This is a genomic window from Variovorax sp. PDC80, assembly GCF_900115375.1.
Classification (GTDB): Bacteria; Pseudomonadota; Gammaproteobacteria; order Burkholderiales; family Burkholderiaceae_C; genus Variovorax.
Genome location: NZ_FOWG01000003.1, coordinates 170824 through 184029, shown reverse-complemented (window position 1 = coordinate 184029; position 13206 = coordinate 170824). Strand labels below are relative to the sequence as shown.

Here is a 13206-nt window from a genome sequence, read left to right as displayed (position 1 = left end):
GGGCGGGGGCTCGTCGCGTTGGCGCGCTGGATCAATGCGCGTGCGCGCAGGCGCAAGGCCCGGCGCGGCATCGCTTCCTACATTGGCGGCCATCGACCACCGATGAAGGAAAACCGCGTGAACCCCACCGTCACAGACGCCCCCTCCGCCGACGCGCCCCTGAAGCTCGACGGCCTCACCGTCGGCCACTGGAGCGATGCCGAGAAGCTCGCGCTGAGCTGCCGCATCCTCGCGAAGGAGGGCCATTCCGAAACCCTGGCCGGCCAGATCACGGTGCGCCAGGCCGATGGCAGCTTCCTCACCACGCCGCTGGCGCATGCGTTCGGCGAGATCCGCGCGGGCTCGGTGATGCGCATCGACGACTCGCTGCGCGTGCTCGAGGGCCACGGCGTGCCGAACCCGGCCGTGCGCTTCCACCTCTGGGTGTACCGGCGCCGGCCCGACGTCAACTGCGTGATCCACACCCACCCGCCCTATGTGTCGGCGCTGTCGATGACCGGCGAGCCGCTGCAGGTCGCGCACATGGATGCCACGCCCTTCTTCGACGACTGCGCCTTCCTCGCCGAGTGGCCGGGCCTGCCGATCGCCGACGTGGAGGGCGAGATCATCTCGGCCGCGCTCGGCGCCAAGCGCTGCGTGCTGCTGGCCAACCATGGCTTCCTGGCCGCCACCTCGAGCGTGGAGGAGTCGCTCTACCTCTCGGTGCTGATCGAGCGCGCCGCGCGCAACCAGCTGATCGCGCAGAGTGCCTACGGGCGGCTCAAGCTGGTCGATCCGGCGCTGGCCCGCGAATCGCACGACTTCCTGCTGCAGCCCAGCATCGTGAAAGCCAGCTTCGCGATGTTCGCGCGGCAACTCGACGCCAAGGAGATCTGAGATGAGCGAGGACCTGCATTTCCTGGAACTCACCGAGGTGGCGCAGCGGCTGCGCGAGCGCGCGTTGTCGCCCATCGAGCTGACCGAGCGCATGCTCGCGCGCATCGAGGCCGTCGACCCCGCGCTGCACGCCTATGCGCGCACCATGCCCGAGAGCGCGCGCGCCGAGGCGCGCCGTGCCGAGGAGGAGATCGCGCGTGGCGGCTCGCGCGGCCCGCTGCACGGCGTGCCGGTGGCGGTCAAGGACAACTGCCATGCGGCCGGCGTGGTCTGCGCCAACGGCACCGAGGTCTACGCCGACTTCAGGCCCGAGCGCGACTCGACCGTGGTGCGCAAGCTGCGCGAGGCCGGCGCCGTGATCCTCGGCAAGCTGCAGCACACCGAGGGCGCGTTCGCCGAGCACCACCGCAGCATCGTCGCGCCTGTCAATCCATGGAACGCGGACCAGTGGCCCGGCGCCTCCTCGAGCGGCTCGGGCGTGGGCACGGCCGCGGGCCTGTGCTTCGGCTCGCTGGGCACCGACACGGGCGGATCGATCCGCTTTCCCTGCGCGGCCAACAACCTCACGGGCCTGAAGCCGAGCTGGGGCCGCGTGTCGCGCTTCGGCGTGTTCGAGAACTCGGCCTCGCTCGACCACGTGGGGCCGATGACGCGCAGCGCGGCCGATGCGGCGGCGATGCTCGCCGCACTGGCCGGTGCCGACGACGACGATCCCACCGCGCTGCCCGATGCCGTGCCCGACTACCTGGCGCTGTCGGCCCAGGGCGCGGCGGGGCTGCGGATCGGCATCGATGCGGACTACATCGCACGCGACGTCGATGCACCCACGCGCGCCGCGATGCAGGCGGCGCTGGCCACGCTCACCGGGCTGGGCGCCACGCTGCGCGAGGTGCGGTTGCCCGATCCATCGGAGGTGATCGCGGGCTGGCTGCGCTTCTCGGCCGTGGAGATGGCGGCCGCGCACGAGGCCACCTATCCGGCGCAGAAGGAGCGCTACGGCCCGGTGCTCTCGGGTTTCATCGAGGTGGGCCGCGCGCAGTCGGGCATCGAGCTGCAGAAGCTGCTGATGCAGCGGCTGAACTTCCGCGGCGCGTTGACCAAGCTGTTCAGCGACATCGACCTGCTCGCGATTCCCGTCACCTGCGACGCGGGCTTCAGCAATGCACGCATGGCCACGCTGGGCACCGACGAGGGCGACCTGCTCAAGCTGCTGCGCTTCACCGCGCCCTACGACATGAGCGGCCATCCGACGCTCACCTTGCCCTGCGGCTTCACGCCCGAGGGCCATCCGATCGGCTTCCAGCTCGTGGCGGCGCATCTGCAGGAAGCCACCATGCTGCGCGCCGGCCGCGCCTACCAGGGCGCGACCGACTGGCACCGGCGCCATCCGGCATCGATTCAGGACCGCAACGAGGAGCACAAGGCATGAACACCATCGCCACCCCGGTGGGCGCCGCCGCGCCCGCGGCCGCCAAGCCGCAGAGCGTCTGGAAGGTCGGCGCCGCCACCATGGCCGGCACCGCCATCGAGGGCTTCGACTTCCTGGCCTATGGCACGGCGGCCGCGCTGGTCTTCAACAAGCTGTTCTTTCCGAACTTCGATCCGGTCACGGGCACGCTCGCGGCCTTCGGCACCTTCGCGAGCGGCATGCTCGCGCGGCCGATCGGCGGCATCGTCTTCGGCCACTACGGCGACCGGCTGGGCCGCAAGGCCATGCTCACCTTGAGCCTGCTGATGATGGGCATCTGCACGGTGCTGATCGGCGTGCTGCCGACCTACGAGTCGATCGGGCTCTGGGCCGCGGTGCTGCTGGTGCTGCTGCGCATCGGCCAGGGCTTGTCCTTCGGCGGCGAGCTCGGCGGCGCGATGCTGATGGCGGTCGAGCATGCGCCGCCGCGCTGGCGCTCGCTGGTGGGCAGCATGCCGCAGATGGGCGCGCCGATCGGCGTGCTGCTGTCCTCGGGTGCCTTCGCGCTGGTCACGCAGCTGCCCGAGGACGCCTTCCTGCACTGGGGCTGGCGGCTGCCGTTCCTGGCCAGCGCGCTCTTGATCGCGGTGGGCATCTTCATCCGCACGCGCATCGACGAGTCGCCCGAGTTCGAGGCCGTGAAGGCGCACCGCAAGACCGCCGCGCTGCCCGCGCGCGAAGTGGTGCTGGCGCACTGGCGGCCGCTGCTGCTGACCATCGGCGGCAAGCTGGCCGAGGTCACGCTGATCTACACCCTCCTGGTGTTCTCGATCTCCTATGCGGTCACGCGGCTGGGCTTCTCGCGCGGCGATGCGCTGCATGCGCTGGTGCTCGGTTCGTCGCTGATGGTGCTGACCATCCCGCTGTTCGGCTGGCTGGCCGACCGTGTCGGCGCGCGGCGGCTCTACGTGTTCGGCGGCGCTCTGCTGGCGCTGATGGCACTGCCGCTGTTCCAGGCCATCGGCAGCGGCTCGCTCACGGCCTACACGGTGGCGATGGTGGTGGCGCTCGCGCTCAACTACCCGCTGATGTTCGCGCCGCAGTCGAACCTCTACGCGGCGCAGTTCCCGGCCGAGCTGCGCTACTCGGGCATCTCGATCGGCATCCAGATGGCGGCCGCGCTCGGCGGCGGGCTGGCGCCGATCATCGCGGCGACGCTGGTCGCGAAGTTCGGCAGCATCGTGCCGGTGGGGGCGTACGTGGCGGTGCTGGGGGCGGTGGCGGCGCTGTCGGCGTGGAAGATGCGGCCGGCGGCGAACGAGTGAAGGGCCCGCCGTTCAGGAGTGGCCGTCCACGCGCATCTGGAACAGGAAGTAGGGCGGGATGCAGGCACCGCGCCCTTCGGCCTGGCCCTCGGCCTGCGCGCAGATGTAGTCGTCGCGGCAGGGCGCGGTGGCCGAGCAGCTGCGCAGCTTGCCGGGGCGCGTGTGCTTCGCGAGGCATTCGCCGAACGGGCGCTTGGCCGCCAGGCACTGGTTGAAGTCGCTGAGGATCGCGATGCCGCCGCACGTGCCGTTCGGGTCCCTGGGATCGTAGGGGCCCGAGCACATGCCGCCCGGGAAGCCGACCGAGGTCTTCTCGCAGACCGAGGCGGCGCCTTCGCAGGCGGTGCGCGGCAGCTTCTCGGCGCGGTCGAGCCAGGGGTTGGCCGAGGCCGTGATGCGCGTGGGCTCGCAGCGCGCGCCGACGATCGCCGGCTCGGATTGCGTGTTTGCATCGAGCGGCTCGGCGAGCGATCGGAAGGGATCGGGCTTCGGCGTGGTCAACGCTGCCTGCAGGTAGCGCGCACGGCGCGCGAGTTCGTCCTGCAGATGCGGCGAGTGCGGCACCGCGAGCGCATTGCCGGGCGTGAAGCTGCGCGAGGCACCGCGGCGATCGACGCCCAGCAGGTGGAAGCCCGCGACCGCGCGGCTCTGGTGGCAGCCCATGCAACTGAGGTCGTCGAGCCGGCGCAGCAGGGCGCGCGGCGTCTGCAGCGTGCGGCTGCCGGGCACGGCCTGCCATTCGCTTTCGGGGAAGAGCTGTTCGAACGGACGGTTGGCGAGGCGCTCGAGGCCGCGCGGCGCGACCGAGATGGCCTCGGTGGCGAGGAAGCGCTCGGGGATCCTGAGCGTGGCTTCGTCGAGCGCGCGCAGGTTCTCGGGCTGGCGAAGCCATTGCTCGAGTTCCTGGCGCAGCGGCGCGCTGGCCTTGAGCTTCGCGACGTCGGGCGTGTTCTCGAGCGGACCCACGTCGTAGCGCTTCGCGCCGGCATTCCAGCGGAAGGCACGCAGCATGTATTCGGCATGGCCGCCGAGATCGGGCCGCACGGCCGAGGGCCAGCGCACGCTCTGCAGGTTCACCGTGAGTTGGGAGATGCGTGCGGGCGCGAGCCGCTGCGGCGCGAGCGGGCCGTCGGCCGACACCAGCCAGCGGCCCAGCGCCTCGTCGGCCATCGCGGCCTGCGGCGGCTGCCAGCGCTTCGCGGCCGAGGCGCAGCCGCCGTCGGCATCGGGCGCGTCGCCGCGCAGTTCGACGTTGACGGTCATCGGCAGGCGGGACTGCATTGCGCTCGTGCGGTAGGCGAGGCGGTACACGAGCCGGGTCTCGCCGCAGGCGCCGTCCTGGAACGAGCGGCGGTCCATGCGGTTGGCCACGCCCACCAGTTCGAAGAAGGCATCGGGGCTCGCGAGCCAGCGCGCGTCGAACAGGCGGTGCGGGTACTTCGCGATGCCGACGCCGGCCTGCCTGTCGCGGCGCTGGATGGCCGCGAGGCTGGCGCCGAGGGGCTCGGCGATGGAGCGCCACGCCTTCGAGCGCATCAGCACCTCGTTGCTCGCGATGCCGTCGGCGGCCGGTGTTTCGACCAGCCAGTGGGCGAAGTCGGCGCCGGACTTCTCGGCGGCCTGCAGCACTGCGGGCTCGGTGACGAGCAGCAGCGGCTCGGCCGCGTGGGCGGTGGCGAAGAGGGAGGCCAGCGCGAGGCCGGCGAACAGGCGGTGAAGAAGCGGCACGCGGACCATTGTGCCGCGACGCTTCACGCGCTCGTGGCGGTCTCCATCCGCTCGCGCATCATCCGCGCCACGGCCACGCCCTGCGGCTCGCCGAGCCGCTCGAGCGCGGCGATCACGCCGCGCCGGTCCTCCTCCGAGCGGTCCTGGTTGAGCTTGAACTTGCCCTCGAGCGATTGCACGGGAATCTCCACCGCCGCGATCATGTCGAGCCGCGGCGCGACGAAGTCGAAGGGCATGGCGTCGAAGTCCCAGCTGCCCGCGCATTCGGCGCGCAGCGGCGTGTCGTAGACCGCGACGGTGCGGCGCAGCACGGCGTGGATCGCCATGCGCTCCTCGATCACGCGCGGCGTGCCGCGCGCATGGATCGCGCTGTAGTTCCAGGTCGGAAAGGTGCTCTGTTTGACGTACCAGCTCGGCGTGACGAAGGCATGCGGGCCCTGGAAGATCACCAGCGCCTCGCGGCCCGCGCGCAGGTCCTCGAGCTGCGGGTTCTTCCGCGCGAGATGGGTGGTGAGCAGGCCGGCCTCGCCGTCCCGCGCATCGAGCAGGAAGGGCAGGTGGGTGGCACTGGCGCCGGCCGGACCGACCGTGACCAGGGTGGCGAAGCTCCAGGCGCGCATGCCTTCGTGCAGCGTCGCGAGCTCGGCCTCTGCATAGGGCTTGGGCGTGTACATGCGGCGTCTCAGCGCGTGGCGAGGTCGCGCAGCCAGCGCACCGAATCGTCGAAGGCGCGGCCGGCCACGTCGGCGACCGAGACGGCCTCGAGGAAGCCGTGGATGGTGCCGGGGTAGAGCGTCTCGCTGACCGCGACGCCGGCCTCGCGCAGCCGCGCGGCCATCAGCCGGTTGTCGTCGTACAGCGGATCGCATTCGGTGACCACCATGCAGGCCGGCGGCAGGCCCTCGAGCCGGGCCGAGAGGCTGTGCAGCCGCGGGTCGGTGAAGTCGGCCGGCCCGCGCGCGTAGAGGCCGTAGAACCACAGCATCATGTGCAGCGACAGGCCGTACTCGCCCGCGCCGTAGCGCACCACCGAGTCGCGGTAGAGCTCGGTGCTGTAGGCGCCGTAGTTCAGCAGCATGCCGCGCGGCAGCGCGTCGCCCTCGTCGCGCAGCACCAGGCAGGCGCCGACCGAGAGGTTGGCGCCGGCCGAGTCGCCGCCGATGAAGAGCTGCGCGGGATCGATGTCGAGCGTGCCCGCATGGGCGGCCAGCCAGCGCATCACGTCCACGCATTCGTCGTGCGGCTGCGGAAAGCGCGCTTCGGGCGCGCGCGTGTAGTCGATGCCGATCACCGCGATGCCGGCGCGGCCCGCGTACTCGCGCATCACGCGGTCGTGGGTGTCGAGGCTGAACAGCACGAAGCCGCCGCCGTGGATGTAGACCAGCGCACCCTGCAGCGCGCGCTGCGCGGGATAGTGCACGCGGATGCGCACCTCGCCGTGGCGCGTGGGCACGCGGTGGTCGACGCTGCGCGCCATCTCGGGCCCGCCCTGCGTCCACGGCGCGCGCACCTTCTCGGCATTGGCGCGGCCCTCGGCGATGGGAATGGTGTGGCGCTTCGGATAGCGCGCGCCCTCGGCGCCCATGAGGCGCATGAACTCGACGATCTGCGGATCGAGCGGCGGCGGGGCGCTGGGATGCTGCCAGCTGTAGGGCAAGGGGGAGGTCACGCGAAGGCTTTCTCGGGAACGGGGTGGATGTCGATGGCGGGTTCGGCCAGCTCGTGCAGCGGCCGCGGCGTGGCTGCCAGCAGCGCCTGGGTGTAGGCATGGCGCGGCCGGTCGAACACCGCGTCGCGCGCGCCTTGCTCCACGATGCGGCCGCGCTCCATCACGATCACGCGGTCGGCGATCTGCTCGACGGCCGCGAGGTCGTGGCTGATGAACAGGCAGGCGAAGCCATGGTGCTGCTGCAGGCTCTGGAACAGGCGCAGCACCTGGGCCTGGATCGTCATGTCGAGCGCGGAGACCGGCTCGTCGGCCACCACGAAGGCCGGCCGGCGCACCAGCGCGCGCGCGATCGCCACGCGCTGGCGCTGGCCGCCCGAGAGCTCGTGCGGATAGCGCGCGCCCAGGCCGTCGAGGCCGACCTCGTCGAGCGTCTCGGCCACGCGCCGCAGGCGTGCCGCGGCATCGAGCTCGGGCAGGTGGCGCAGCGGCTCGGCCACGATCTCCTGCACGCGCATGCGCGGGTCGAGCGAGGAGAAGGGGTCCTGGAACACGAGCTGGCAGGCCAGCCGGAAGCGGTGCAGCGCGGCGCGGCCGGCGGTGCGCACGTCCTCGCCGCGGAACAGGATCTGCCCGGCGTTCGAGGGCGCGAGCCGCAGGATGGCGCGGCCCAGCGTGGTCTTGCCCGAGCCGCTGCCGCCCACCAGCGCGACCATCTCGCCGGGGTGGATGTCGAGGTCGAGCGCATCGATGACGGGCACCGGCGGCTGGCGCTTGAAGAAGCCCAGGCGCGCGCCGGGGTAGCTCACGCCAAGGCCGCGTACCTGCAGCAGCGGCTGGCGGGTTTCGGTGGCTGCAGGCTTGGCGGCCTGGCGGCGCGGCAGCGCGTCGACCAGCTTGCGCGTGTAGGCCTGCTTCGGCGCGACCAGGATCGACGGCACCTCGCCGGTCTCGACCAGCCGGCCCTTCTCGAGCACGATCGCGCGCTGCGCATAGCGGCCCACCAGGCCGAGGTTGTGCGTGATCAGCAGCACGGCCGTGCCGTTGTCGCGCGCGAGCTCGACCATCAGGTCGAGCACCTCGCGCTGGCTCAGGGTGTCGAGCGCGGTGGTGGGCTCGTCGGCGATCAGGAGGCGCGGCTTCAACAGCATCACGCTCGCGAGCATGATGCGCTGGCGCATGCCGCCCGAGAACTCGTGCGGATAGGCCTGCATGCAGCGCTCGGGGTCGGCGATCTGCACGCGGCGCAGCATCTCGAGGCTGCGCGCGCGGATCTCGGCGGCCGACAGCCGGTGGTGCATGCGCAGGCCCTCGGCCATCTGCTCGCCGATGCGGTGCACCGGGTTGAGCGAGACCATCGGCTCCTGGAACACCATGCCGATGCCCGGGCCGCGGATCGGCCGCATCGCCTGCGCGTCGTGCCGGCTCAGGTCCTGGCCGTCGAACACGATGCGCCCGCCGGTCTGCGCGATGCCCGGCGGCAGCAGCTGCAGGATGGCGCGTGCGGCCATGGTCTTGCCGCTGCCCGATTCGCCGACCACGGCGAGGAACTCGCCGGGCCGGACCTCGAACGAGAGGTCGTGCACCAGCGGCTGGGCGCCGTGGCGCAGCGCGATCCTCAGGTGCTCGACCGAAAGAACGGGAGAGGGGTTGGAAGGCGCGCTCATGACTTCTCCGTCCGCGGATCGAGCCGGTCGCGCAGCGATTCGCCCAGCAGGTTGATGCCCAGCAGCGTGAGCGCGATGCACAGGCCCGGCACCACGCACAGCCAGACGGCCGAGACCATGTAGGGCCGCGCGCTCGAGAGCATGTTGCCCCAGGTGGGCGCGGGCGGCGGCACGCCCAGGCCCAGGAAGCTCAGCGCGCTCTCCGACAGCAGCACCCAGCCGAACATGCTGGTGGCCAGCACGGCGACCGGCGCCACGCAGTTCGGCAGGATGTGGCGCCACATGGTGTAGATCTCGCCGTTGCCGATCATGCGCGAGGCCTCGACGTATTCGCGCTCGCGCAGCGACAGCACGGTACCGCGCACCACGCGCACCACCGAGGGCGCGTAGGCCAGGCTCAGCGCGAGCACGATGCCCCACTGGTTGGCGCCCACGATCACCATCACGGCCAGCGCCAGCAGCAGGCCCGGGAAGGCCAGCAGCGTGTCGTTGAAGGCCATCAGCACGCGGTCGGTCCAGCCGCGCACGAAGCCCGCGACCACGCCCACCACCAGCCCGATGGCGGTGGCCAGCGCGACCGTGAGCAGCGCCACCAGGCAGCTGGTGGAGGCGGCGCGCATCGCGCGGCTCGCCACGTCGCGGCCGAACTCGTCGGTGCCGAGCCAGTGCGCCATCGAGGGCGCCTGCAGCTTGGACTTGAGGTCGATGCCGACCGGGTTGTAGGGCGTCCAGACGGCCGCCACCACGGCCAGCACCAGCAGCGTGGCGATCAGCACGCCGCCCACCAGGGTATGGGTCTTGATCTTCATCACTGCACCGACACCCGCGGATCGAACAGGGGATAGCACATGTCCACGACCAGGTTGATGACCACGTAGATGCAGGCGGTGAACAGCAGGCAGCCCTGCAGCACCGGGTAGTCGCGCGCGAAGATCGAATCGATCATCAGGCGACCGAGGCCGGGCAGGGTGAATACCGTCTCGAGCACCGCGATGCCGCTGAGCAGGTGGCCGAGGATCAGCCCGATCATGGTCAGCGTGGGATTGAAGGCGTTGGGCAGCACGTGGCGGCGCAGCACCTGCGACTCGGGCACGCCCTTGGCGCGCGCATGCGTCACGTACTCGAGCCGCAGGATCTCGATGGTGCTGGCGCGCGACATGCGCGTGAGCACACCGGTCTCGACCAGCACCAGCGTGACGATCGGCAGGATCACGTAGAGCACGCCCTGCGAGAAGCTCTCGGACAGCGGCACGTAGCCCACCACCGGCAGCCAGTGCAGGTACTGGCCGAAGAACATCAGCAGCAGCAGGCCGAGCCAGAAGCTCGGCACCGAGAGCATCAGCGTGGCCGCGCCGATGATGGCGAGGTCGGTGGGGCGGTCCTTGCGCCAGGCGGCGACCAGGCCCGCGGGCACGGCGATCAGCGAGGCCAGCGCCACCGCGACCAGCACGATGACGGCGCTGACCTGGAAGCGTTCCCAGATCAGCGGCAGCACCGGCAGGCCGTTGGTGGTGGAGACGCCGAGGTCGCCGCCCAGCGCCTGGCGCAGCCAGACCAGGTATTGCAGGGGCAGCGGCTGGTCGAGGCCCATCTGGCGGCGCATCGATTCGAGCTGGGCCGGGTCGGCCCCTTCGCCGAGCATCAGCAGCACCGGGTCGCCCGGGATCAGCCGCATCAGCGCGAAGACCGCGATGGAGACCAGCAGCAGCGTCGGGATCGTCATCGCGATCCGGCGCAGGAGGTAGGCGGGCATGAAGGCGCGGCCTCCGCTCAGCCGCCGGCGGCGGCCAGCCGCACGTTCCAGAAGCGCGGCTTGGCCGGCGCCCAGCCCTTGAAGCCGACCACGTTCTTGCGCATGGCGGTGGCGTCGCTGGCGTTGAACAGCACGATCATCGGCACGTCCTGCAGCATCTGCTGGTGCATCTCGTCGAACAGCACCTGGCGGCGCGCCTTGTCGCGCGAGACCATGGTCTCGGCCAGCCGGGTCTGGGCGAAGGCGCTGTCCCAGACCTTGCGCGGCTGCGCGGCCTTGTCGCCCGAGACCATCTCGTAGTTGAGCGCGGGATCGATGCGCGCCGAGTAGACGAAGGCCATGCTCTGGTACTGGCCCTTGGTGTAGCGGTCGAGCTGGGTGGCCCAGTCGAGCACCTCGAGCTCGATGTTGATGCCGGCCTCGGTCGCCATCGCCTGCACCAGCACGGCGGCCGAGTAGAGCGCCTCGTAGCGCTTGTTGGCGATCATGCGGATCGGCTGGCCGCGGTAGCCGGCCTCGGCCAGCAGCTTCTTCGCGGCGGCGATGTCGCGCTTGAAGCCGCCGGCCTGCGCCGCGTCGTAGTAGGGGCTGGTCGAGGGCACGACCGAGTTGTTGACGGCCGACAGGCCCTCGGTGACCGAGCGCGCGATCTCGGGCGTGTCGAGCGCCAGCGCCAGCGCGCGGCGGATGCGCACGTCCTTGAGCACCGGGTCGTTGGTCTGCAGCAGCAGCGCGACCATGGTCATCACGGGCGTGGTGTCCACGCGCACGTCGGCGCGGCCGCGCATCTCGATCACGTCCGACGGGCTGGGGCTGATGAAGGCATCGATGCCGCCGCTGTAGAGCGCGGCCTTGGCCGCGGCCGAGTCGGGGATGACGACGAAGCGCAGGTTCTCGACCTCGGCCTTCTTGCCGCCCGTGAGGCCGTCGCGCGGCTCGGCGCGCGCGCTGTAGCCGTCGAAGCGCGTCAGCTCCACGTACTGGCCGCGCTTCCATTCCTTGAGCTTGTAGGGGCCGGTGCCCACCGGTTCCTTCCACTGGCCGTCGGCACCGACCGAGCTGCGGTGCAGGATGGCCGCGCCGCCGCAGTCGGGCCGCGCCATCATGGTGAGGAACAGCGCGCTCGCGCGGTCGAGCTTGAACACCACCGTCTTCGGGTTCGGCGCCTCCACCGAGAGCACCTTGGTCATGCCCTTGCCGTCGAACTCGCTGAGACAGCGCCAGCCGCTGGTGGGCTTGAGGTAGCGCTGCCAACTCCAGACCACGTCGTCGGCCGTGAGCGTGGCGCCGTTCTGGAACTTCACGCCGTCGCGCAGGGTGAAGGTGTAGCTCAGGCCGTCGGCCGAGGTGTCGACCTTGCTCGCGAGCATGGGGCCGACCGAGGTGTCCTCGCGCAGCGCGACCAGGCCCTCGCCGACGTGCAGCAGCACGTTGTCGGTGTTGTCGTCGCGGTTGCCGCCGGGGTCGGTGCTGCGGATGTCCGAGTTGATCTGGATGCGCAGCGTCTGGCCGGCGCCGGGCGCGCCCTGGGCGAAGGCGGTGCCGGCGGCGAGGCCGAGCGCCAGCAGGGCGGCGGCGCGCGAGACGGAAGGCGGGCGGGCGGGGGGCACGGGTGGGTTCATGGCAAACACTCCTGGCGGGGGCTGGGCCGGTCGGGATCGGATCGGGAGGAACTCAGAGGGAATACTCGGTGAAGCGGTGGGCCTTGAAGGGCGCGGGCGCGATGCGCATCTTCCGTGCCGCCGGGTCCATCACGATGGTCGCCACGGTGGCCGAGGAGGCGCCGCCCGGGCCCGCGCTCGGGCTGCGGCAGACCGCGCGCGGCGCGCCGAAGCGGTCCTGCAGCGCGTCGAGCACGTCCTGCTCGGTGAGGTCGCCGGCGCGCTTTCGCAGCGCCTCGGTCACGCGGCGGTCGCGGTAGAGCGAATCGGGCGTGGTCTCGAGGCTGCGGTCGACCACGCGCGCCAGCGCGGCCGGCGTCTTGAAGTGGTTGGCATGCACCAGCACGCCGTCCTCGGGCTGCTGCCAGAACACCTGCTCGGGGCAGGTCTCCAGGCTCACGGCCTCGCCCTCGGCATGGGTCAGGATCATGTTGTTGGAGATCGAGCGCGCGCTGCGGCAGACCACGCCGAGCGCATTGGCATAGAGCTCGGACTGCAGGATGCCGCGGCGGATCAACGCCAGCGGCACACCCTGCTGGCGGCCGTCGCTGTCGGCCTTGATGAAGTTGCCGGTGACCGCGATGCCCGCGCTGTTGAGGCCGGCGCGCGCCAGCGTGCCCGCCTCGGCGAAGGTCAGGATGGCCGGGCCCTGGGCCGGCTGGATGCGCAGCACCACGCCGAGCTCGAGGCTCTCGACGCGCCAGTCCCAGTTCTGCGCGTGGATCAGCCTGCCGTCGCGCGCGGCCGAGGGCATGACCACCACGCCGGTGCAGCCGTCGGGCGGCTCGGTGGCCTCGAGTTGCTGGAAGGCATAGAGCATCTCGCTGCGCGCGTTGAGCGCCACGATGTCCTCGGCCGGCACGCCCGCGCCCTCGGCCACGCCCTCGATCTCGCGCAGCATGCCGGCGTCGAAGGCCTCGACCAGCGGCATGAAGCGGCGCGCCAGCGCGCGCGTGCGCTCCCAGTTCAGGCCCACGCGTTCGAAGGCGGCGCGGTAGGTGCGCAGGCTCAGGTCGATGCGGTCGCCGGCCGCGCGGCCGTACTGGCGGCCGCACTGGGCGGCGTCGCCCTCGATGTCGTAGAGGGGGAAGGAGTCGATGTCCATGGGGTGCGGTCCTCGGG

Annotated in this window: 11 protein-coding genes; 3 read left to right on the top strand and 8 right to left on the bottom strand. The window is 71.4% G+C overall.

Annotation, left to right across the window (positions count from 1 at the left end; genetic code table 11):
* Nucleotides 1–117: 117 nt before the first annotated feature.
* From BM109_RS10650 to BM109_RS10640, 3 genes are read left to right on the top strand one after another with little or no spacing between them, the layout of a single operon-like run.
* The gene (locus BM109_RS10650) at nucleotides 118–876 is read left to right on the top strand and encodes an aldolase (protein WP_371268799.1); all 759 of its coding nucleotides are present in this window, start codon (nucleotides 118–120) and stop codon (nucleotides 874–876) included.
* A gap of 1 nt (nucleotide 877) precedes the next feature.
* Nucleotides 878–2305, top strand: coding sequence for an amidase (locus tag BM109_RS10645; RefSeq protein ID WP_093342703.1), 1428 nt, complete (start codon nucleotides 878–880; stop codon nucleotides 2303–2305).
* A complete protein-coding gene (locus BM109_RS10640; RefSeq protein ID WP_093342701.1) occupies nucleotides 2302–3609 on the top strand; it encodes an MFS transporter in 1308 nt (435 codons plus the stop codon). Before BM109_RS10645 ends, BM109_RS10640 begins: the two co-directional genes overlap by 4 nt.
* A 12-nt stretch (nucleotides 3610–3621) precedes the next feature.
* Here the strand turns inward: BM109_RS10640 and BM109_RS10635 are convergent, their stop codons facing one another.
* From BM109_RS10635 to BM109_RS10600, 8 genes are read right to left on the bottom strand one after another with little or no spacing between them, the layout of a single operon-like run.
* Nucleotides 3622–5337, bottom strand: coding sequence for a hypothetical protein (locus BM109_RS10635; RefSeq protein ID WP_371268798.1), 1716 nt, complete (start codon nucleotides 5335–5337; stop codon nucleotides 3622–3624).
* 23 nt (nucleotides 5338–5360) lie between these two features.
* A complete protein-coding gene (locus BM109_RS10630; protein ID WP_093342698.1) occupies nucleotides 5361–6011 on the bottom strand; it encodes an FMN-binding negative transcriptional regulator in 651 nt (216 codons plus the stop codon).
* An 8-nt stretch (nucleotides 6012–6019) separates the two neighbouring features.
* Nucleotides 6020–7006 carry an alpha/beta hydrolase fold domain-containing protein gene (locus tag BM109_RS10625; protein ID WP_256222491.1) on the bottom strand — a complete coding sequence of 329 codons (987 nt, stop codon included), beginning with the start codon at nucleotides 7004–7006 and terminating at the stop codon, nucleotides 6020–6022.
* On the bottom strand, nucleotides 7003–8670 hold the full coding sequence (locus BM109_RS10620; RefSeq protein WP_093342697.1) for an ABC transporter ATP-binding protein: 1668 nt from the start codon (nucleotides 8668–8670) through the stop codon (nucleotides 7003–7005). The genes BM109_RS10625 and BM109_RS10620 overlap by 4 nt, the downstream gene beginning before the upstream one ends.
* Nucleotides 8667–9479 carry an ABC transporter permease gene (locus tag BM109_RS10615; protein WP_057595421.1) on the bottom strand — a complete coding sequence of 271 codons (813 nt, stop codon included), beginning with the start codon at nucleotides 9477–9479 and terminating at the stop codon, nucleotides 8667–8669. Before BM109_RS10615 ends, BM109_RS10620 begins: the two co-directional genes overlap by 4 nt.
* Nucleotides 9479–10423: an ABC transporter permease gene (locus tag BM109_RS10610; protein ID WP_093342696.1), complete on the bottom strand. Its 945-nt coding sequence runs from the start codon at nucleotides 10421–10423 to the stop codon at nucleotides 9479–9481. Before BM109_RS10610 ends, BM109_RS10615 begins: the two co-directional genes overlap by 1 nt.
* Before the next feature lie 17 nt (nucleotides 10424–10440).
* Nucleotides 10441–12045, bottom strand: a complete 1605-nt coding sequence (locus tag BM109_RS10605; protein WP_177239307.1) for an ABC transporter substrate-binding protein — start codon at nucleotides 12043–12045, stop codon at nucleotides 10441–10443.
* Nucleotides 12046–12097: 52 nt separating this feature from the next.
* A complete protein-coding gene (locus BM109_RS10600; RefSeq protein WP_093342694.1) occupies nucleotides 12098–13189 on the bottom strand; it encodes a C45 family autoproteolytic acyltransferase/hydrolase in 1092 nt (363 codons plus the stop codon).
* Nucleotides 13190–13206: the final 17 nt, after the last annotated feature.